The organism is Acidimicrobiales bacterium, from assembly GCA_016794585.1.
Classification (GTDB): domain Bacteria; phylum Actinomycetota; class Acidimicrobiia; order Acidimicrobiales; family DATDAH01; genus JAEUJM01.
Genome location: JAEUJM010000005.1, coordinates 76,324 through 95,145, shown reverse-complemented (window position 1 = coordinate 95,145; position 18,822 = coordinate 76,324). Strand labels below are relative to the sequence as shown.

General features: G+C 71.7%; 16 protein-coding genes. 10 read left to right on the top strand and 6 right to left on the bottom strand.

Going from position 1 to position 18,822, the window contains the following annotated elements:
- Positions 1 to 115: 115 nt before the first annotated feature.
- The 4 genes from JNK12_02440 (at position 116) to JNK12_02425 (ending at position 4,235) form a co-directional block, all read left to right on the top strand.
- Complete coding sequence (locus JNK12_02440) at positions 116 to 889, top strand: SDR family oxidoreductase (GenBank protein MBL8774756.1); 774 nt, start codon at positions 116 to 118, stop codon at positions 887 to 889.
- A 117-nt stretch (positions 890 to 1,006) separates the two neighbouring features.
- Complete coding sequence (locus JNK12_02435; protein MBL8774755.1) at positions 1,007 to 2,113, top strand: ferritin-like domain-containing protein; 1,107 nt, start codon at positions 1,007 to 1,009, stop codon at positions 2,111 to 2,113.
- A 5-nt stretch (positions 2,114 to 2,118) separates the two neighbouring features.
- Positions 2,119 to 2,709 carry a TetR/AcrR family transcriptional regulator gene (locus JNK12_02430; GenBank protein MBL8774754.1) on the top strand — a complete coding sequence of 197 codons (591 nt, stop codon included), beginning with the start codon at positions 2,119 to 2,121 and terminating at the stop codon, positions 2,707 to 2,709.
- A gap of 101 nt (positions 2,710 to 2,810) precedes the next feature.
- Positions 2,811 to 4,235: a hypothetical protein gene (locus JNK12_02425; protein ID MBL8774753.1), complete on the top strand. Its 1,425-nt coding sequence runs from the start codon at positions 2,811 to 2,813 to the stop codon at positions 4,233 to 4,235.
- A gap of 16 nt (positions 4,236 to 4,251) precedes the next feature.
- Here JNK12_02425 and JNK12_02420 read toward each other — a convergent pair whose 3' ends face one another.
- Positions 4,252 to 4,965 (bottom strand): hypothetical protein, encoded by a 714-nt coding sequence (locus JNK12_02420; GenBank protein MBL8774752.1) that lies wholly within the window; start codon positions 4,963 to 4,965, stop codon positions 4,252 to 4,254.
- A 59-nt stretch (positions 4,966 to 5,024) separates the two neighbouring features.
- Complete coding sequence (locus JNK12_02415) at positions 5,025 to 6,242, bottom strand: cytochrome P450 (protein MBL8774751.1); 1,218 nt, start codon at positions 6,240 to 6,242, stop codon at positions 5,025 to 5,027.
- Between the two features lie 81 nt (positions 6,243 to 6,323).
- On the opposite strand from JNK12_02415, the gene JNK12_02410 reads away from it, so the two are divergent.
- The gene (locus tag JNK12_02410; GenBank protein MBL8774750.1) at positions 6,324 to 7,484 is read left to right on the top strand and encodes an epoxide hydrolase; all 1,161 of its coding nucleotides are present in this window, start codon (positions 6,324 to 6,326) and stop codon (positions 7,482 to 7,484) included.
- 628 nt (positions 7,485 to 8,112) lie between these two features.
- On the opposite strand, the gene JNK12_02405 is transcribed toward JNK12_02410, so the two are convergent.
- Both JNK12_02405 and JNK12_02400 read right to left on the bottom strand, forming a co-directional pair.
- The gene (locus tag JNK12_02405; protein MBL8774749.1) at positions 8,113 to 9,741 is read right to left on the bottom strand and encodes an AMP-binding protein; all 1,629 of its coding nucleotides are present in this window, start codon (positions 9,739 to 9,741) and stop codon (positions 8,113 to 8,115) included.
- A gap of 97 nt (positions 9,742 to 9,838) precedes the next feature.
- Positions 9,839 to 10,975, bottom strand: coding sequence for an LLM class flavin-dependent oxidoreductase (locus JNK12_02400; GenBank protein ID MBL8774748.1), 1,137 nt, complete (start codon positions 10,973 to 10,975; stop codon positions 9,839 to 9,841).
- Between the two features lie 121 nt (positions 10,976 to 11,096).
- Here JNK12_02400 and JNK12_02395 point away from each other — a divergent pair, with 121 nt between their 5' ends.
- The 4 genes from JNK12_02395 to JNK12_02380 all read left to right on the top strand — a co-directional run bounded on the left by JNK12_02395 (position 11,097) and on the right by JNK12_02380 (position 17,254).
- On the top strand, positions 11,097 to 14,252 hold the full coding sequence (locus JNK12_02395; GenBank protein MBL8774747.1) for a CocE/NonD family hydrolase: 3,156 nt from the start codon (positions 11,097 to 11,099) through the stop codon (positions 14,250 to 14,252).
- Positions 14,253 to 14,375: 123 nt separating this feature from the next.
- Positions 14,376 to 15,530 carry an acyl-CoA dehydrogenase family protein gene (locus tag JNK12_02390; protein MBL8774746.1) on the top strand — a complete coding sequence of 385 codons (1,155 nt, stop codon included), beginning with the start codon at positions 14,376 to 14,378 and terminating at the stop codon, positions 15,528 to 15,530.
- Positions 15,531 to 15,685: 155 nt separating this feature from the next.
- The gene (locus tag JNK12_02385) at positions 15,686 to 16,174 is read left to right on the top strand and encodes a GNAT family N-acetyltransferase (GenBank protein ID MBL8774745.1); all 489 of its coding nucleotides are present in this window, start codon (positions 15,686 to 15,688) and stop codon (positions 16,172 to 16,174) included.
- A 159-nt stretch (positions 16,175 to 16,333) separates the two neighbouring features.
- Positions 16,334 to 17,254: a hypothetical protein gene (locus tag JNK12_02380; GenBank protein ID MBL8774744.1), complete on the top strand. Its 921-nt coding sequence runs from the start codon at positions 16,334 to 16,336 to the stop codon at positions 17,252 to 17,254.
- Here the strand turns inward: JNK12_02380 and JNK12_02375 are convergent.
- Positions 17,203 to 17,394, bottom strand: a complete 192-nt coding sequence (locus JNK12_02375; protein ID MBL8774743.1) for a DUF433 domain-containing protein — start codon at positions 17,392 to 17,394, stop codon at positions 17,203 to 17,205. The genes JNK12_02380 and JNK12_02375 overlap by 52 nt on opposite strands.
- A 106-nt stretch (positions 17,395 to 17,500) precedes the next feature.
- Between JNK12_02375 and JNK12_02370 the strand changes: the two genes are divergently transcribed.
- Positions 17,501 to 17,860, top strand: coding sequence for a hypothetical protein (locus JNK12_02370; GenBank protein ID MBL8774742.1), 360 nt, complete (start codon positions 17,501 to 17,503; stop codon positions 17,858 to 17,860).
- A gap of 83 nt (positions 17,861 to 17,943) precedes the next feature.
- On the opposite strand, the gene JNK12_02365 is transcribed toward JNK12_02370, so the two are convergent.
- A complete protein-coding gene (locus JNK12_02365) occupies positions 17,944 to 18,759 on the bottom strand; it encodes a carbonic anhydrase family protein (GenBank protein ID MBL8774741.1) in 816 nt (271 codons plus the stop codon).
- Positions 18,760 to 18,822 lie beyond the last annotated feature (63 nt).

Below are 18,822 nucleotides of genomic sequence, written 5' to 3'. Positions count from 1 at the left end.
GTGTCGTCCCCGGTGGCACGCTTGGCCGGCGCGGGGGTGGGCGGTCCGGCGGGTGAGCCTAGACGGGCCTGACGGCTCGTCAGAAACCCCGTCGGACGGCGCGTAGGGTCGGGCCATGGCTCCTGGCTCCCCCTACTTCCGTGACGGCGAGGTGGCACTGGTGACCGGTGCCGGTGGCGGCATCGGGGCCGCGACGGCTCACCTGTTCGCCGCCGAGGGGGCCCGCGTGGTGGTCGTCGACATCGACCGGGCGGGCGCGGAGTCGGTGGCCGCCGCCATCGTCGACGCCGGCGGCGAGGCGGTCGGCCTGGCCGTCGACGTCACCGACGAGGGCCAGGTCGAAGCGGCCGTGACCCTCGCCGTGGAGCGCTGGGGTCGGCTCGACTGCGCGCACAACAACGCCGGCACCAGCGGGACGCCGGCTGGGTTCACCGACGTGACCCTCGAGGACTGGGACGCGGTGGTCCGCCTCAACCTCACCGGCGTGTTCCTGTGCCTGAAGCACGAGCTGCGGGTCATGGGACCGGCGGGGCGAGGCGCGATCGTCAACACCTCGTCGGGCGCCGGCGTGATCGGCTTCCCGAGCCTGCCCCACTACGTCGCCTCGAAACACGGCGTGCTCGGCCTCACCAAGACGGCGGCGCAGGAGTACGCCCGCTCGGGCATCCGGGTCAACGCCGTCTGCCCGGGCACCACCGACACGCCGATGATGCAGGCCTTCATCGGTGGCGACCCCGGCATCGAGAAGATGATGAAGGCCACGGTGCCGACGGGCGAGCTGGGCCGCCCCGAGCAGGTGGCCGAGGCCGTGGTGTGGCTGTGCTCGGACCGGGCCTCGTTCGTCAACGGCGACACCATGCTCGTCGACGGCGGCACCGTCTGCCGCTGACGCGGCCCTGTGACCAACGTCTCCTTGACGTCGGGGCTACCGGCGGTAACCTCTCAGCTACCGCCGGTAGCCTACCGACGGTAGAGAACCGCACACGTGCCGCCAGGGGGCTCCCGCATGACCACCGTTTCCGCCCGCGATGCCGTCGACCTCGAGCAGGTCCTGTCCATCTCGAACACCGACGTGCACGAGGCCATCCACCATGTGCGCGACAACGCCGACGCCATCTTCACGTGGAACTACGACAAGGGTGAGCGCCCCGCGCTGAACAAGCTCTACGAGAAGGCCAAGCACGCGCAGTGGAACGGCGAGACCGACCTGCCGTGGGACACCGAGGTCGACCAGGAGGCGCAGGCCATGGCCGCGGTGAACACCTTCCGGGGCTTCACCGAGAGCTACGACCTCGCCGGCACGCCCTTCGAGAAGTGGGGCGACAAGGAGTGGGCGCAGCTCAACGTCGAGGGCAGCAACTGGTCGCTCAGCCAGTTCATGCACGGTGAGCAGGGCGCGCTCGTCTGCACGGCCAAGATCGTCGAGTCGGTCCCGTGGATCGACGCCAAGTACTACGCCTCCACCCAGGTGATGGACGAGGCCCGCCACGTCGAGGTCTTCGCCAAGTACCTCGACGAGAAGATGTCCGGGCACTACCCGATCAACGCCCACCTGAAGATGCTGCTCGACGACATCATCGAGGACAGCCGGTGGGACATGACCTATCTGGGCATGCAGATCATGGTGGAGGGCCTCGCGCTGGCCGCTTTCGGCTTCATGCACGCCATGGTCGAGGAGCCGCTCCTCAAGCAGCTCCTGCGCTACGTGATGAGCGACGAGGCCCGCCACGTCGCCTTCGGCGTCCTGTCCCTCCAGGAGTTCTACGCCGACCTCTCCGACAAGGAGATGCTCGAGCGCCAGGAGTTCGCCTACGAGGCGTCCATCCGCATGCGCGACCGCTTCCTCCAGCAGGAGGTGTGGGACCGCATGGGCGTGAACGTCAAGGAGGCCCTCCAGCTCGTCGTGCAGGACCCGGGCCGCGTGATCTTCCAGCAGATGCTCTTCTCGAAGATCGTCCCGAACTGCAAGAAGCTCGGCCTACTCGACCGCAACGACGCCTGGCTGCGCCGTCGCTACGAGGAGATGGGCGTGATCCAGTTCGAGGACTGGGTCGACACCGGCGACGAGTACGAAGCGTTCGCGCTCGAGAACGCCGCCCCGGCCCCGGCCTGACGCCGGTGCCCCCGACGACGCGGGCGCGTCCCGACCCCGAGGTCCGGAAGGCCGAGCTCGCCGACGCCGCCATCCGGGCCATCCGCTCGATCGGCGCCGACGCCTCGATGGCCGACATCGCCGCAGAGGCCGGCATCTCGAAGCCGGTGCTCTACCACCACTTCGGCGACAAGGCCGGCCTGGCCGCCGCCATCGGCGACCGCTTCCTCGCCGAGCTCGGGACCTCGCTCGAGGCCATCTTCGATGCCTCGGAGGATCCTCGGCACGCGGTGACCGAGGCCATCGACGTGTTCGTCGCCTTCGCCGAGCGCGAGCCCGCCCTACACCGGTTCCTGGTGGAGGGCTCCCAGGGCACCGGACGGGGATCGGGCGAGCTGCCGGTCCTGCCCGCGCTGGCCGCCCAGGTCGGTGCCTTCCTGGTCACCGGCTTCGGCGTCCAGGGCTCGGCGGCGCAGCTCGAGATGCGCTCGATCGCCCTCATGGGCACGGTGTTCGAGGGCGTGGGCTGGTGGCTCGACCGCCGCACCCTCACCCGTGACGAACTGGTCGCCACCCTGGCCGAACTCGTCACCAACGGCGTCGCCGGCGGCGCCTGAGCGGCTCTCGCTGGGCTGTCCGGCCGGCGCCGCGGACGACACGACGGCGAACAACCGGTCTACGGTCGTGCCGGGCGCCAACGAGGATGGCGAGGGAGCCGATGGCGAAGGACCGCAGGTATGGGGCGGCGCTGGTCGCGCTGGTCGTCCTGACCGCCGGGTCGGTGGGTGCCGCCACACCCGTGAGTGCCGGTGCGCCGGCGACCGGCACGGTGCGGGGCAGGGTGACGGCAGAGGCCACGGGGGCTCCGCTGCAGGGTGCGTGCGTCGTGTTCCTGTTCGACAGCACCCGCGGGTTCGCCCGCGTCGCGGCGGCGACCACCGGCGCCAATGGCTACTACCGAGCGTCGGTCCCGGCGGGCTCGGCCGTCGTCGTGTTCGAGCCCGGGGACAGATCGGGGTACGGCTGCTACCCCCGGCCCCCCCTCGAGGGCTACGCCGGAGAGGTCTCTGGCGGCGGCACCGACCCGTACGCAGCGACACTGGTCGCGGTGACCGGCGGGCAAACCGTCGAGGGCATCGACGCGGCCTTGTCGGTATCCAGTCACCTCACCGGCACCGTCACCGCGGAGGTCGACGGCGCCCCACTCGAGGGCATCTGTGTGGAAGCGACCCACGATCGCTGGGTCGACTGGCTCGGTACCGCCACCACGGATGCCGACGGGCACTACGACATCGCCACCCTCACCGCGGGGGACCAGACGGTCGCGTTCTGGGACTGCACCCCACCGATCGACCACGTCGGCGAGTTCTTCGACGACCAGGCGCGGCTCGACGACACGAATGTGGTCCCGGTCGGTGTGGCCTCGACGACGAGCGGCATCGACGCGACGCTGGCGATTGCGGGACACATCAGTGGACGGCTCACCGATGACGCCACCGGGGGCCCGGTGGTCGGCGGACGAGTCACCGCGACACGCCTGAGCGGACCGCCCGGACCGGACCACCCCACCTACCGGTTCACGGACACGACGAGCGACGGCACGTACGACGTGGGTGGGCTCCCGGAGGGGAGCTACGCCCTCGACTTCGAGTCCTTGCCGGGCAGCTACGTGTCAGAGGACCACGGCGCCGCCGTGGTGGTGGCGGCCGGCGGCATCGTGGACGGCATCGATGCCGGATTGACGCCGGCCTGCCGGTCGAGGGCGGCCACGGTCGACCTACGTCTGGGTGAGCACGCCACGAACGAGCGAGACGTGATCCGGGGGACCAGCGGAGCAGACGTCATCGTCGGGCTGCGCGGCGGTGACCTCGTGTGCGGAATGGGCGGACCCGACCAGATCCGCAGCGGGCGCGGGACCGACGAGGTGTACGGCGATGAGGGCGACGACGAGGTCAGGGGCGGCCGCGGCGACGACGTGCTGTACGGCGGTGACGGGCGGTGGGGCGATGGCGACGGCGATGACCTGATCGTCGGTGGTGCCGGCGCCGATCACCTCGTGGGGGGGGACGGAACGGACGACTGCCGGGGCGAGTCGGGCCTGGACACCTCCGCCTACTGCGACATGGTGAGCGGCGTCCCCTAGCCCGCCGCCGGTGGGGTCAGCCGTCCCAGTTGGAGACGTCCACGCCCATGCCGCGGAAGATGTCGATCACGACGTCGGGCATCATCACGCCCGGCTTCCAGTGGTAGTCCCACATGCGCTGGTCGGCGACGAACTTCACGAACTGCTTCGCCTGGTCGAGGTTGACCAGCACGCCGCGTCGGGCGACCTGGCGCTCGTAGCGGTCCGCGTGCTCGGCGTCGATGACGAAGTTCATGGAGTCGCACATGAACTCCATCGTGAAGTTGTTCCAGTCGTGGGGGCTCGACGAGATGTGCAGGAAGATGCCCTCGGGCGAGACGCTCTGGAGCTCGAAGTTCTTCGACACGAGGGTGATGGGCTCGAGGCAGCAGGCGCAGAAGCCCTCGAGGCGCACCTCCTTGTCCTTGAACGGCGGCATGTGGGAGAAGGCGATCGACTCGCTGGCGCAGCCCACGAAGCTGTGGAACTCGTCGTCGATGTAGGCCGACACCTGGCTGGGGAAGCTGGAGAACGGCGGCGCCTTGAGGAGGTTGCAGTTCTGGGTGTCCTCGTCGACGGTGATGACGATGCCGAGCTGGAGCTGCTTGTAGGCGGCCTTGATGCGCTTGCGGTCGAGGTCGAGGGCCTCGTGCACTTCGCGGAGCGTCGGGCCGCGGCCGTTGTCGCACCAGAACTCGAAGATGAAGGCGCGCACGGCGAGGGCGTCCTCGCTGAACTCGAAGCCGGTCACGTGGTGGGGCACAGGATCTCCAGGGGGTTGGGTCGGGGCGGGTGGATGGACCCGAGGGCTCAGGCCTGCTCGGGGGTGAAGACGGCGGGGAGGGCCCGGATGCCGCGCACGAAGGCGCCGGGCACGATCTCGGGGCTGGTGATGCCGGGTGCGGGCCCGATGTCGGGGAGGCGCCGCAGCAGCTCCTCGAAGAACACCCGTAGCTCGAGGCGGGCCAGCGAGGCCCCGAGACAGAAGTGGGTGCCGAAGCCGAAGGCGATGTGGTTGTTGGGTGAGCGGGTCACGTCGAAGCGCTGCGGGTCGTCGAACACCGCCTCGTCGCGGTTGCCCGACGAGTACATGAGCAGCACCTCGTCGCCCTCGCGGATGAGCTGGCCGTGCAGCTCGACGTCGCGCGTGGCGGTGCGTCGCATGTTCAGGATGGGCGTGACGTAGCGGATGAGCTCTTCGACCGCGGTGGGGATGCGGGAAGGGTCGTCGATGAGCAGCTGGCGCTGATCGGGGTGCTGGCTGAGCAGGAAGATGCCGGCCGCGATGACGTTGCGGGTGGTCTCGGCGCCGCCGTCGAGCAGGAGGAGCGCCTCCGACACGATGTCGTCGTCGGCAAGTGGGGCGCCCTCGACCTCGGCGGTGGTCCACACCGTCATGCAGTCGTTGCCGGGCTGCGACCGCTTGAGAGCGGCGAGCTGCGAGGCGGCGACGTGGAACTCGGCGGCGGCGGTGATGACCTCGTCGTTCAGGTACCGGGGGCCGCCGCCGGCGGGGATGGTGGTCTCGGACCAGTGCTTGAGGTTGGGCCACTCGGCGTCCTCGAAGCCGAGGAGCCAGCCGATCATCATGGCGGGCAGCGGTGCGGCGAGGTCGTGGACCACCTCGCACTCCCCGCGGTCGGCCACGGCGTCGATGAGCTCGGTGACCACCCGGCGCACGTCGTCCTCGTAGCCGCCCGCGGCCCGGGGGGTGAAGCGCCGCGAGACCAGCCGGCGCCGGGCCGTGTGGAGGGGGTCGTCGAGGCCGATCATCGAGGTGTCGGCGGGGATGTTCGGGCGGTAGCCCTGGCTGCTGGTGAAGGTGACCGGGTCCTTCTCGACCGCGACGATGTCTGCGTACCGCGACACGCCCCAGAGGCGGTTGGTGGCGTCCCAGTAGACGGGGGCGTTCTCGCGCAGCCAGGCGTAGGTGGGCTCGGGGTCGCCGGCGTAGAGGGCGCCGTCGAGCAGGTCGAGGTCGTGCTCGTCGGGGTGGGTGGCGCCGGCGGGCGAGGCGACGTCCGTCATGGTGGAGCTTCCCCCTGGGTGGTGGTGGTGCGGGACCGTCGGGAACGAGAACGTGTTCTCGTCCGGGGTTATGTTCGCACAATGACCGCGCCCATCGAGCCGTACCGCGTCGAGGTCCCCGAGACGGTGTTGGAGGACCTGCGCCGGCGCCTCGCCGAGACCCGCTGGCCCGACCAGCTCCCCGGGGTGGGGTGGGAGCCCGGCACCGAGCTCGAGGCGGTGCGCGCACTCTGCCGCCACTGGGCGCACGACTTCGACTGGCGGGCCGTGGAAGCCCGCCTGAACGCCTTCGACCAGTTCGTCACCGAGACTCCCGGCGGCGAGCGGCTGCACTTCCTGCACGTGCGCTCACCCGAGCCCGACGCCCTCCCCCTCGTGCTGACCCACGGCTGGCCCGGGTCGATCATCGAGTTCCTGGATGTCATCGGCCCGCTCGCCGACCCTGCCGCCCACGGCGGTGACGCGGCCGACGCCTTCCATGTGGTGGTGCCGTCCATCCCCGGCTACGCCTTCTCGGGACCCACCCACCACCCCGGCTTTCACGCCGGCACGATGGCGGAGGCGGTCAAGGACCTCATGGCCCGCCTCGGCTACGAGCGCTACGGCGCGCAGGGCGGCGACTGGGGCTCGGTGGTCACCCGAGGCCTGGGCCGCATCGACGCCGAGCACCTCGCCGGCATCCACGTGAACATGATGATCGTCGGCCCGCCCGCCGAGGGCGCGTTCGACGACCTCACCGAGGACGAGCTGGCTCGGCTGGGCGCCGCCGCAGAGATGGCCAAGACCGGCATCGGCTACCTCCAGATCCAGAGCACGAAGCCCCAGACCCTCGCCTACGGGCTGACGGACTCGCCCGCGGGCCTGGCGGCGTGGATCTTCGACAAGTTCCACGCCTGGACCGACCACCCCGACGACACCGACAGTGCCCTCACCGCCGACCAGATGCTGGCCAACATCACCACCTACTGGGTGACGGGCACGGCCAACTCGGCGGCCCGCCTCTACTGGGAGTCGACCCGGGCGGGCACCAGCGCCATGGACCTCGACGGCGCCTTCATCGACGTGCCGACGGGTTACGCCGCCTACCCGGGCGAGCTGGTCCGGCCCCCTCGGAAGTGGATCGAGGCGGTCTGCAATCTCGTCCACTACGTCGAGATGCCCCGTGGCGGCCACTTCGCCGCCTTCGAGCAGCCCGAGCTCTTCGTCGACGACGTGCGCACCTTCTTCAGGAAGGTCCGCTAGCGCCGATTGATCAGACATGGGCTCAGGGCTTGCCGACTGGGTTTCGAAGCATCCGGTCTGGTGGGGCATTTGCTCTGGCCTGCTCGTTGCCGCGTGGGGTGTCCTCGTGATGCAGCTGGTGTGGCAGATCCCGTTCGTCCTTGGGCTGACATTCGCTCTGGGCAACTGGTTCGTCTGGCGACCGAGCGGTCCCGCGCACCGTTGGCGGGCGGCGGTCCTGAGGGCTACCCCAAGATGGACTGACCCGCCAAGCGAGCATGGCGCCCTCGGCAAAGGCGGCTTTTCAAGGCGGCGCCGCCCCTGCGCGACGCCGGCCGGCCTGGCGCGCCACCCTGCGTGGTCAAACGGGCGGGAATCGAGCGATAAGCCAGTCGTTGGAGGAAATAGCCCCCCGAATCCGGGGGCTATTTCCTCCAACGCAGTGTGCACGGGCCCGTGTGGCCACGAAGCGTGAGATCCCACGGGTCAGCCCTCGTTCAGGGACGACGTGATCGGACGGTCAGCGTTCATCACGGAGTGGTACCGCTCGTTCTTCGCGCCTCTGCCTTGGCCGTCAGCCACGGTCCAGGTCCCGGCCCGCCCGCCTGTCTCTCGAGTGCTCGGCGCCGCGGTTCGCGGCTGAGTGGACTCAGCGCTCGAGGGGCTCGTAGGTCAGAGGTTTGCCGGGGCGGTGCCAGACGGGGTCGGCGACGTCGGCGGCCTCCTGCTGGAGCTGGCGCTTCAGCACCTTGTTGGTCTGCGTCGTGGGCAGGGCGTCGACGATGCGGACGAGGCGGGGTGCCGACTTGGTGCCGAGGTCGGCCTGCTCGGCCAGGAAGGCGGCGAAGCCCTCGGGGTCGAAGGTGGCGCCGGACCGCAGGACGAGGGCGGCCATGCACTGGTCGCCCACGACCGGGTCGGGCACGGCGTAGACCGCGGCCATGGCCACGTCGGGGTGGCGCTGGAGGATGCGCTCGATGGGGGCCACGGCGAGGTTCTCGCCGTCCACCCGCAGCCACTCGCTCGACCGGCCGGCGAAGTACAGGAAGCCGTCGGCGTCCTTGTAGGCGAGGTCGCCCGTCCAGTACGTGTTGTCGCCGCGGCGGCGCTCGGCCTCGGCCTCCTCGTTGCGCCAGTAGCCCTCGAACTGCGCTCCGCCGGACCGGCTGACGAGCTCGCCGATGGCCTCGTCGGCGTTCTGCAGGGCGCCCTCGGCGTCGAACTGGGCCACGGGGCACTCGTCGCCCGTCTCGGGGTCGAGCACGAGGTTGTCCGGGCCGGCAGGGCCGAGTGACCCCGGCGGCGTGTCGGGCGTGCGGCTCACGCTGGCGCCGCCTTCGCTCGAGCCGTAGCCGTCGATGACCACGCAGCCGAAGCGCCGGCCGAACTCGGCGATGTCGCCGTCGCTGGCCTCGTTGCCGAACACGATGCGCAGCGGGTTGTCGGCGTCGTCGGGCTGTTCGGGGGTGGCCAGGATGTACGCAAGGGGCTTGCCCACGTAGTTGGCGTAGGTGACGCCGTAGCGGCGCACGTCGCTGAGGAAGGCCGACGCAGAGAACTTCCGTCGCAGCACCGAGGTGGCGCCGCCGGCCACGGCCGGGCACCAACCGGCCATGAGCGCGTTGGAGTGGAACAGCGGCATGGAGAGGTAGCAAGCGCTGTCGGCGCCGAGGCCGAAGCCCATGGCCACGATGCCGGCGATGCGGGCGAGGCGGCCTTGGCTGCACTTCACCGCCTTGGGGGCGCCGCTCGTGCCGGACGTGAACAGGAGCAGGTAGAGGTCGTCGGGGCCCACCGTGCGACCCTCGTCGGCGAGCGCGGCGTCGACGGTGGCGAGGTCGGCGCCGGCGTGGGCGGCGAGGCGCTCGTGGTAGGCGGGGTCGTCGAAGCGCCACACCCGGTCGGGGCCGAGTTCGTCACCGAGGTCGAGCCCGTCGAGCAGGTCGGCGTAGGCCGGGTCGACGATGAGCACCTGGCAGTCGGTGTGGGTGATGTCCCGGGCCAGCTCGGCGCCCCGGCGGGTCGGGTTGATGCCGACGACCGTGGCGCCGGCGAGGGCCGCGGCGCTGAGCCAGTGGACGTACTCGGGGACGTTGTCAGCGAGGACGCCGATGTGCAGGGGACCCGGTCGCCGCTCGGCCAGGAGCAGCGCGGCGCGCTGGGCGGCGGCGGCGGTGGCCTCGGGCCACGTCCATGAGTCGTCATCGAAGCGCAGAGCCACGCCGGCGTCGCCGGCGTGGGCGCGCAGGAAGGCGTCGACGGTGTCGGTGGTCGTCACGGCGCCGACTGTACGACGGGCGCCGCCGTGCCGGGAGCGGTCAGCGGCCGGGTCCCGGTCGTGCGGAGCGGCGCGCTGGGTCGGTCGCCGACGGGAGTCAGGCGGTGGCGCCGGCCAGCTGCGCCTCGCGCTGGCGGGTGGTGCTGTGGACCGGGTCCTTGTCGAAGGCCGGGATGATCTGGCTGCCGAAGGTCTCGACCGCTTCGATGGCGATCTCGACGGGCATGGTGCTCGAGAGCATGCCGAAGGTGAGCTGGTCGGCCCCCGTGGCCTGGTAGCGCTCGACCGTCTTGGCGCACTCCTCGGGGGTGCCGATGCAGACGAGGTGGTTCTTGATGCTCTGGTCGACCTGCTCGTAGGTGGGGTCGGGCAATACGAACGGCCAGTCGGGGATGCCGGGGGGTTTCGGGAAGGTGTCGAGGTACCGGAACACGTTGGTGGTGTGGTAGCCGGTCGTCATGTCGGTGGCGATGTGGCGGGCCTTCTCGCCGTCCTCGAGGCACAGCATCTGTGTGGTGACCATCACGTTGTCGTTGACGTAGCCGCCGATGGGGTCGGCGTCCTGCACGGCGTTCTTGTAGCTCTCGATGAGCGGCTTGAGGGCCTCGGGCTCGCTGACCCCGAAGCAGAGGATGCCGAGGCCGAGGCGGCCGGCCTTCTCGAAGGTGCCCGGGTTGCCGGCGGCCACCCACATGGGCGGGTGGGGCTTGGTGTAGGTCTTGGGCAGCACGTTGCGCTCGGGCATCGAGAAGTAGGTGCCGTCGTAGCTGTACTTGCCGTCGGCCCACATCTTGGGCAGTTCGCCCAACACCTCGTCGAACATGAGCTTGGTCAGGTCGGGGTCATCGATGCCGAAGCCCTTCTGCTCGGTGCTCGACGAGCCGCGGCCCATGCCGAACTCGAAGCGCCCGTGGCTCAGGTGGTCGAGCATGGCCACCCGCTCGGCCACGCGGGCGGGGTGGTTCACCGGCGGGGTGATGTTCATGATGCCGCTGCCGAGGTGGATGTTCTCGGTGACGCCGGCGAGGTAGGCGAGGAAGGACTCGTTGGCCGAGAGGTGCGAGTACTCCTCGAGGAAGTGGTGCTCGGTGGCCCACGTGTACTTGAAGTTGCTGCGGTCGGCGGCCTGCGTCCACACGACCTCGTCCATCAGGCGGTTGTGCTCGATGTTCTCGGGATCGAGATCGGCGACCTGGTGGGGGACGTAGAGGCTGTTGAAGATGCCGAATTCCATCCGCGGATCGTAACCCGAGGATCGACGAAATTTGAAACGTGATCTAAAAACCGGGAGGCGCTAGGTTGCCGGGTCAGTTCGGGCCGGTTCTGGCCAGGCGGCGACGGGGACGGTGAAGGCGATGGGGAACAGGCGCGACCACTCGCGGCGTGGGATCACGCTCGCGGTAGCCCTCGCGGTGATGGCCGCCGGCCTGGTCCTGGCCACGCCGTCGACGCCGGCCGGCGCGGTCACCCTCGTGGCCCAGGGGAGCGTGCAGCAGGTCTTCGTCACCGGAGCCACTCCCGGCGCCACCGTCGAGCTCCTCGACGCCTCCAACGCCGTGGTGGCGTCCGGGCCCGCCGACGACGGCGGTGCGTTCATCTTCGGCAACGACCCCCGGGAGGAGACGCCGATCCCGCCGGGCGCCGGCTACCGGGTGCGCCAGGGCGGCGACGTGTCGGCCTCCGTCACGGTCCTCGATCCCGGGGACCACCCCGACCAGTCGTTCTACGACGCCCAGGACCTCGCGATCGCGCCCGCCGGGCTCTGGCAGGACCCCGAGATCGGTTACCAGTACCTCGAGACCCGCGATGGCACCACCCTCAGCGTCAACGTCCTGCCGCCGCTCGACCCGGCGATCTCGCCGCCCTACCCCGTCGTGGTCGACTACTCCGGGTACGACCCGTCGGATCCCGACATCTTCAGCAGCGATCCCGATCACCGGCCGATGTTCGTGGCCCGAGCGGCCGGCTACGCCGTGGTCGGCGTCAACCTGCGGGGAACGACGTGCTCGGGTGGTGCCTACAGCTACTGGGAGACGCTCCAAGGCCTCGACGGCTACGACGTGATCGAGACGGTGGCGGCGCAGCCGTGGGCGAGCCGGGTCGGCATGATCGGCCTCTCGTTCCCCGGCATCAGCCAGCTGTTCGTGGCCGCAACCCAGCCGCCCCACCTCGCCGCCATCACGCCGCAGTCGGTGATCGGTGACACCTACCGCTCCACGCTCTACCCGGGCGGCATCCTGAACGGAGGGTTCGCAGTGGACTGGGCGGCCGAGCGTGACGGCGACGCCCGCCCCGCGGCCCACGGATGGGTGCGTGACCGAATCGCCGCGGGCGACACCGAGTGCGCCGCCAACCAGGTGCTCCACACCCAGGCCGTGCCGATCCTGCCGCAGCTCGACCCGGAGGCGTACTACGAGGCCGCCGGCGACTCGCTCGCGCCCCGCACGTTCGTCGACCGCATCGAGGTGCCCACCTACCTGGGCGTGGCTTGGCAGGACGAGCAGACCGGCGGCGAGGCGGCCAACCTGCTCGACGACTTCACCAGCCTCGGGGGCCCCGGCGAGCCGCCGCTGCGGGCCCAGCTGATGAACGGCGCCCATGCCGAGCAGTACACGCCCGAGTCCTACCTGCGCATCCTCGAGTTCCTGGACTTCTACGTCGGCCGGCGGGTGCCCGGGCTCGAGGGGCCGTTGCGCCAGTACGCCAACTTCGGGTTCGCCGAGCTGATCGGCGCCCCGGGCGTCGACCTGCCCCCGGACCGGGTCTGGCCCGACGACTTCGAGGACGCGCTGGCGCAGTACGAGGCCGAGCCGCCCATCCGGGTCAGCTTCGAGCAGGGCGCCGCGGGGACGGGGGGCCGTGCCTGCCCGGATGGCGACCGCTCGCCCGCGCCCTGCCCGTCGGGCTACCCCTACAGCGCCTTCAGCCAGACCTTCGAGTCGTGGCCACCGCCGGCCACCTCCCCGTGGCGCCTCTTCCTCCAGCCCGACGGCGGCCTCGGCGAGGCGCCGCCGACCGTGCCCGACCCCTCCCCGCGTGGGGCCGACACCTACCGCTACGACGGCACCAGCGGATCCACGGGCATCGACGCGGCGCGCAACCTGATGTCGCCGAACCCCGGGTTCTCCTGGGCGGCGAACCCGGAAGGGACCTCGCTCAGCTTCCTCACGCCGCCCCTCGACGAGGACAAGGTGATGGTGGGCACGGCGAGCGTCGACCTCTGGCTGCGCTCGACCGCGCCCGACGTCGACCTCGAGGTGGACCTGACCGAGGTGCGGCCCGACGGCAAAGAGACGTACATCCAGAGCGGCTGGCTGCGGGCCAGCCACCGCGCGCTCGGAGTGTCGTCGACCGAGCTGCTGCCGTTCCACACCCACCTCGCCGCCGACGCCGCGGACCTCCCGCCCGGAGAGTTCGTGCCCGCGCGGGTGGCCATCTTCCCGTTCGGCCACATCGCCCATGAGGGCTCGCAGCTCCGCCTCACCATCAAATCTCCCGGCGGCAACCGGGTGCGCTGGCGCTTCACCAACCTCCAGTACCCCACGGACCAGTTCGTCGACGTCGCCCACTCCGTGGGTCGGCCCTCGTCGGTGGTGCTTCCCGTCCTGTCCGGCATCGAGGTCCCCAGCGGGCGGCCGGCCTGCGAGGCCCTGCGGTCGCAGCCGTGCCGGGCCTTCGTCGCGTCGCGGGCGCCGACCGGGGTGACCGCGACCGTCTCGGTGGCCGACCGGGCCATCGACGTGTCGTGGACCGCCCCGGCGTCCCCCGACGCCGTCACGGGCTACGAGGTGTCCGTGGCGCCGACGGGGGAGACCTTCCCGGTCGGAGCGGGCTCGACGTCGTTCACGTACCCGTCGCCCGACCCCGGGCTGCGCTACTCGTTCTCGGTGCGGGCCACCTTCGCAGGGGGTCCCGGCCCGGCGTCGACCTCGTCGCTGGAGTCGCCCGGCCCCGCCGGCTTCTCCGACGTTCCGGCGACGGCCTGGTACGCGCCGGGCGTCGACTGGACCACCGCCTACGGCGCGCTGTCGGGCTCCGCCGGCGGCCTGTTCAAGCCCGCCAAGGCGGCGACCCGCGCCCAGGCGGCCCTCGCGCTCTGGACCGTGGCCGGCCGGCCGGCCGCGTCGGGTGACGGTGCGGTCGATACCGACGTGCCCGAGACCGCCCGGTACGCGCCGGCGGTCGACTGGCTGGACGACGCCGGCATCGACCCGGGCTTCGCCGACGGCACGTTCCGCCCGCGTGACCCGATCAACCGCGCCCGCCTGGCGGTCTGGTTCCACCGGGCGTCCGGCCTCGTGGCCGGTTCGCCGGCGTCCACCTATCCGGACGTCCCCGACGCCGCCTGGTACTCGGGCGCCGCCGACTGGTGGCAGGCGCAGGGCCTCGGCGCCCCGGTGTCCGGCTCGTCGTTCAAGCCCAAGGCGACGGTCAAGCGCAACCAGCTCGCCGGCTGGCTGTGGAACCTCGCCCGCACCCCGGCGGCGTGGGGCGCCGGCTACCCCTACTGAGGGCCGGCGGCGGCCGGTTCCGGGAACGGTGAGGCCGGGGTCGGCGGCCTGCGCGTTCTCGGCTCCGACGGGACAGGGCTGCCGCAGCGTCGTCGCCGGCCGGCGGTGTGGTGGGATGGGGACGTGAACGTGGGGGACGACCTCGCCGCCGAGGTGCGGGCCGCGGCCGAGGCCGCCGGTCTGCGGCGGAGGGCCAGCGGCGATGCCGCGCCCGTGCTGGGCGCCGGTAATGACGACCTCGGCCCGGGCCGCGCCTACCTCGCCACCATGGGCCCCTGGGCGGTGCCGGCGTGGCCGGTCGAGCACGGCGGCGCCGGCCTGGGCCCCGACGAGGTCGGGGCGGTGCAGCGGGCCGTCGGCGCCTACGCCGTGCCCGACTTGTACCCGTTCGCGGTCGGCCTCGCCCTCGTCGGGCCCACGCTCCTCGTCCACGGCACGCCGGAGCAGCAGACCCGCTGGCTGAGGCCCATCGCCAGCGGGGAGGAGATCTGGTGCCAGCTGTTCTCCGAGCCCGACGCCGGCTCCGACCTCGCCGGCCTCACCACCCGGGCCGAGCGCGACGGCGAGGTCTGGCGGCTGACCGGCGCCAAGGTCTGGGCCAGCCGGGCCCACTACGCCCGGTGGGGGCTCTGCCTGGCCCGCACCGACTGGTCGGTGCCGAAGCACTCGGGCATCACCGTGTTCGCCGTCGACCTGACCGCCGACGGCGTCGAGGTGGCGCCGCTGAAGCAGATGAACGGCGACGCCCACTTCAACCAGGTGTTCCTCGACGAGGTGCTGGTCCCCGACGGCGACCGTCTCGGCGACCCTGGCGCGGGGTGGGGAATCGCCCGGTCGGTGCTCGCCCTCGAACGGGGCGGGGGCGCTGGCGCGCCGGCGGCGGGCCTGGGTCTCGGGGACACGTCGGCGCTGCTCGACCTCGTCCGCTCGTCGGACGGGTTGGCCGCCGCCGCGGCGCGCGACCGGGCCATGGCCATCCACAGCGACGTCCAGGCCCGGCGGTGGGCGGGCCGGCGCATGCCGGGCTCGAAGCTGCGCATGGCCGACACCCTGAAGGCCACGACGTCGCTCGCCCTCGAGCTCGAGGGCCCGGCTGGGATGCTGGCCGACGGCGAGTGGGCGACGACCTTCCTCACCGCCCCGTCGCTGTCCATCCGAGGCGGGACCGACGAGATCCAGCGCAACCAGATCGGCGAGCAGGCCCTCGGCCTGCCCCGCGAGCCAGCGGTCGACCGCGACGTCCCCTTCGGCGACCTGCCCCGCTCCGGCCGCCCCTGACGGCGGGGTCCGGGACGGGCGCACCGCGGGAGTCGAGCGGCCCGGCCGTGCTCCGGAATCCGGGAGGGAGGACGTGACAGCCTCCGGGTCCGAAGGTGCTGGCCTCCGAGCTTGGGCGGCGGGTCGCCCCGGTCCCGCATCTAGCGTGAGCGGTGATGAGCGACGCCGCCACCGACCTGGAGATCGTCCCCTTCGACCCCGACCGGGACGACACGGAGCTGTTCGCGTTGTTCGCCCGCATCGTCGAGGCGGGGGAGGGCTACCCCCACGACGCACCGCTGTCCCGGGCCGACTACGACGGGCTGTGGCGCTCGCCGGTGGCGACGGTGACCGTGGCCCGTCGGGACGGCCACCTCGTCGGGGCCTACTACCTGAAGCCCAACTACGCCGGGAAGGCGAGCCACATCGCCAACGCCGGCTACGTCGTGGACGCCGCCGCCCGGGGCCTGGGGCTCGGCCGGCGCCTGGTGGCCCACTCGATCGAGGCCGCGCCCGGCCTCGGGTTCGACGCCATCGTGTTCAACCTGGTGTACGAGTCCAACCCCGCCCGTCCCATGTACGAGGAGATGGGATGGCAGCAGGTCGGCCGCATCCCCGATGCCGTCGACGGCGAGGCGGGCATCGTCTACTGGCGGGCCGTGTGAGCCGCCCGTGAGGGGGGCGGGCATGCACAGCAGGGGCGCGAGCGGACGACTCAGTGGTCGCCCTGATCCCCGGCGCCCGGCCGGCGCGAGTGCGGGCCGACGGCCACGCGGTCGGGGAGTGACACCGACATCCGCCGTCGGCCGGTCGGCCCGAGCCCGTTGAGCGAGCCGATCGCCCACGGACCCGGCGGCGCCGAGTTCGACCGGTTCCTCGGCGTCGACTGGTCCGGCGCCAAGGTCGGGGGCAACGTCTTCCTGGCCGAGGTGGTGCGGTCGGCCGACGGGCGTCGGTCCGTGGAACGGGTGGAGCGGTCGTCCCGGGCCAAGGTCGAGGCCGAGCTCCGGGTGCGGCCCGACCGCCGGACCATCGCCGGCCTCGACTTCTCCTTCTCGTTCCCGGCGGACTTCGTGCTCGACGGCCGCACCGACTGGACGTGGCCCGAGCTGCGCCGCTGGACCGCCGGCCTCGTGGCGTCGGCGGGCGGGGACGTTCGGGCCGCCCTGCACGCCGCGCCCGAGCGGGATCAGTTCCGGCTCGTGCCGGGCGACCGGGCGCCGCTGCGGCGCCGGCGCACCGAGGAGGCCTGCGTGCCCCTGCCGGCGTCGGTGTTCGACCTCGTCGTCTACCAGCGGCAGGTCACCCTCGGGACCATCCACGGCATGGCCGTGCTCGACCACCTCGCCGACGTCAGCCACCTGGCGGTGTGGCCCTACGACGGCGACCGGGTCGCCACCGCGGCGACGGTCGTGGCCGAGGCCTACCCGTCGATGTGGCTCGACCCCGACCTGCGCAAGGGCAGCGACGCCGACAGACGCGAGCAGGTGTCCCGCTGGCGGGCCCGGCCCGACGTGACCGGCCTCGACGCCGACACGATCGCCCTCCTGCACCGCTCCGGCGACGCCGCCGACGCCCTCGCCGTCGCGCTGGCCCTCCCCGACGTTCCGCTGAACGCCCCCGACGACGAGCTGGTCGCCCGCGAAGGCTGGATCCTCGGCGTCCCCCCCGGCGTTCCGCTGAACGCCCGGGCTCACCGAACTGGCAGGTCCCGCACGGCGAGGATGTCCTCACGCTCGAGGTAGGGGTAATCCTCCAGCACCTGCTCGGTCGTACGGCCGCGCGCGAGCTGTCCGAGCACCATGCCCACGGTGACCCGCAGGTCCCGAATGCACGGAACGCCGCCCATGCGGTCCGGATCGGTGGTGATGCGCTCGAACGCCACACGTCGATGCTAAGGAGTGCCGCCGGTCCAAGCCACCACGTTCTGCGCCTGGCGAGTACCCGCCGCGAGGAACGCCGGCCGCGGCGGTGACGCTACGGTCCGGCGGATGAGCGACGGCGTGGATCGACCGAAGGACCCCGACTGCGACTTGTGCCAGGCCGCCAAGATCACGCCCTGGCACCACGACGACGACGTGTGCTGGATCGCCGAGTGCGAGCTGTGCGCCACCCCGATGGTCGTGTGGCGCAGTCACGGCATCGACCCGCCCATGGACGAGAAGACGTACATGCACGAGCAGCTCGGCCTGGTGGCGCTCGCCGAGATCGGCGAGTTCTACATCGACGACAACATGCGCAACATCCCCGACCACTACCACGCGCATGCGAGGCCCAAGGGCGGCTTCTTCGGGCACCACATCACCCGCCCGCCCGAGTCGGCCACGTACAAGCCTCGCTCGGAGTGGTGAGGCGCTACGTGGGCGACGAGGACCGGACCCCCTGACCCGAGCCAGCGGTCAGGGAGCCCGGTTCGGCGGGTCGACCACGCGCTTCAGGTGTTGTCTGCGGTCACCTCGCGGCCGTTGAGGTCCTGCGCCTCCCGAGCCGTGCCGGGGTGGGCGAAGGCCTCGATCTGCTCGGCGCTGATCGTCACCGGCGTGGTCAGCACGTTCCAGCTGATGCCCTCCGAGCATGGGGGCGTGGTCAACGAGCCCTCGTAGGTGACGGTGGCCAGGTCGTCGGGGAGCAGTGTGGTGATGTCGAGGTCGGCGTCCAGCGGCTCGCGGGTGCCCTCCTCGTCCGGCTGCGCCGCCCAGATCGGGTCGTAGGTGGGATTGGCGTCGCCCGTCTCGATGAGCACGCCCAGCACCGCGTTCTCGGTGGCGCCATCGACGGTGCGCTGGTGCACGAAGTGCAGCTCCATGTCGTAGGCGTCGTCGCCGTTGACGTGCTCGGACGGCTCGTGCCAGTGGAAGCGCACCAGCTCCCACTCCTCACCCTGGAGCGTCGTCGTGCTCTCGCCCGGGGCGACGTACACCTCGGTGGTGTGGCCCTTGTTCTCGATCTCCAGGCCGTCGGACGACCAGTCGACGACCGGGTCGGCGACGTCACCGTCCACCGCCTCGGCCAGGTCGATGGGGGACTGGCTCGACCCACCGCACGCGGGCTCGAACTCCACCCAGTCGGCGCCGCCCTCGGCGTAGCTCAGCTCTTCCTCGCCTGACTCGGTGCCGCCCTCCGACGCCTCGGTCGTGGCCGCGCCGGTGTCGCTCTCGTCGCCGCCGCTGTCGCTGCTGCAGGCGGCGCCGAGCACGGCCAGTGCCCCCACCACTCCGAAGAGGAGAAACAGCCGTCGGATGGTCGTCATGGGGCCTCCTGTCGATGTGAGGCGGCAGGCGCGACCGAGCGCCCCTGGCACTCAGAGAGGAGA

Bases quoted from the DNA above. Each gene is read 5' to 3' on its own strand.
- JNK12_02425 (MBL8774753.1), top strand. From the start codon at position 2,811: ATGGCGAAGGACCGCAGGTATGGGGCGGCGCTGGTCGCGCTGGTCGTC.
- JNK12_02435 (MBL8774755.1), top strand. From the start codon at position 1,007: ATGACCACCGTTTCCGCCCGCGATGCCGTCGACCTCGAGCAGGTCCTG.
- JNK12_02370 (MBL8774742.1), top strand. From the start codon at position 17,501: ATGAGCGACGGCGTGGATCGACCGAAGGACCCCGACTGCGACTTGTGC.
- JNK12_02440 (MBL8774756.1), top strand. From the start codon at position 116: ATGGCTCCTGGCTCCCCCTACTTCCGTGACGGCGAGGTGGCACTGGTG.
- JNK12_02395 (MBL8774747.1), top strand. From the start codon at position 11,097: ATGGGGAACAGGCGCGACCACTCGCGGCGTGGGATCACGCTCGCGGTA.
- JNK12_02410 (MBL8774750.1), top strand. From the start codon at position 6,324: ATGACCGCGCCCATCGAGCCGTACCGCGTCGAGGTCCCCGAGACGGTG.
- JNK12_02385 (MBL8774745.1), top strand. From the start codon at position 15,686: ATGAGCGACGCCGCCACCGACCTGGAGATCGTCCCCTTCGACCCCGAC.
- JNK12_02400 (MBL8774748.1), bottom strand. From the start codon at position 10,975: ATGGAATTCGGCATCTTCAACAGCCTCTACGTCCCCCACCAGGTCGCC.
- JNK12_02365 (MBL8774741.1), bottom strand. From the start codon at position 18,759: ATGACGACCATCCGACGGCTGTTTCTCCTCTTCGGAGTGGTGGGGGCA.
- JNK12_02415 (MBL8774751.1), bottom strand. From the start codon at position 6,242: ATGACGGACGTCGCCTCGCCCGCCGGCGCCACCCACCCCGACGAGCAC.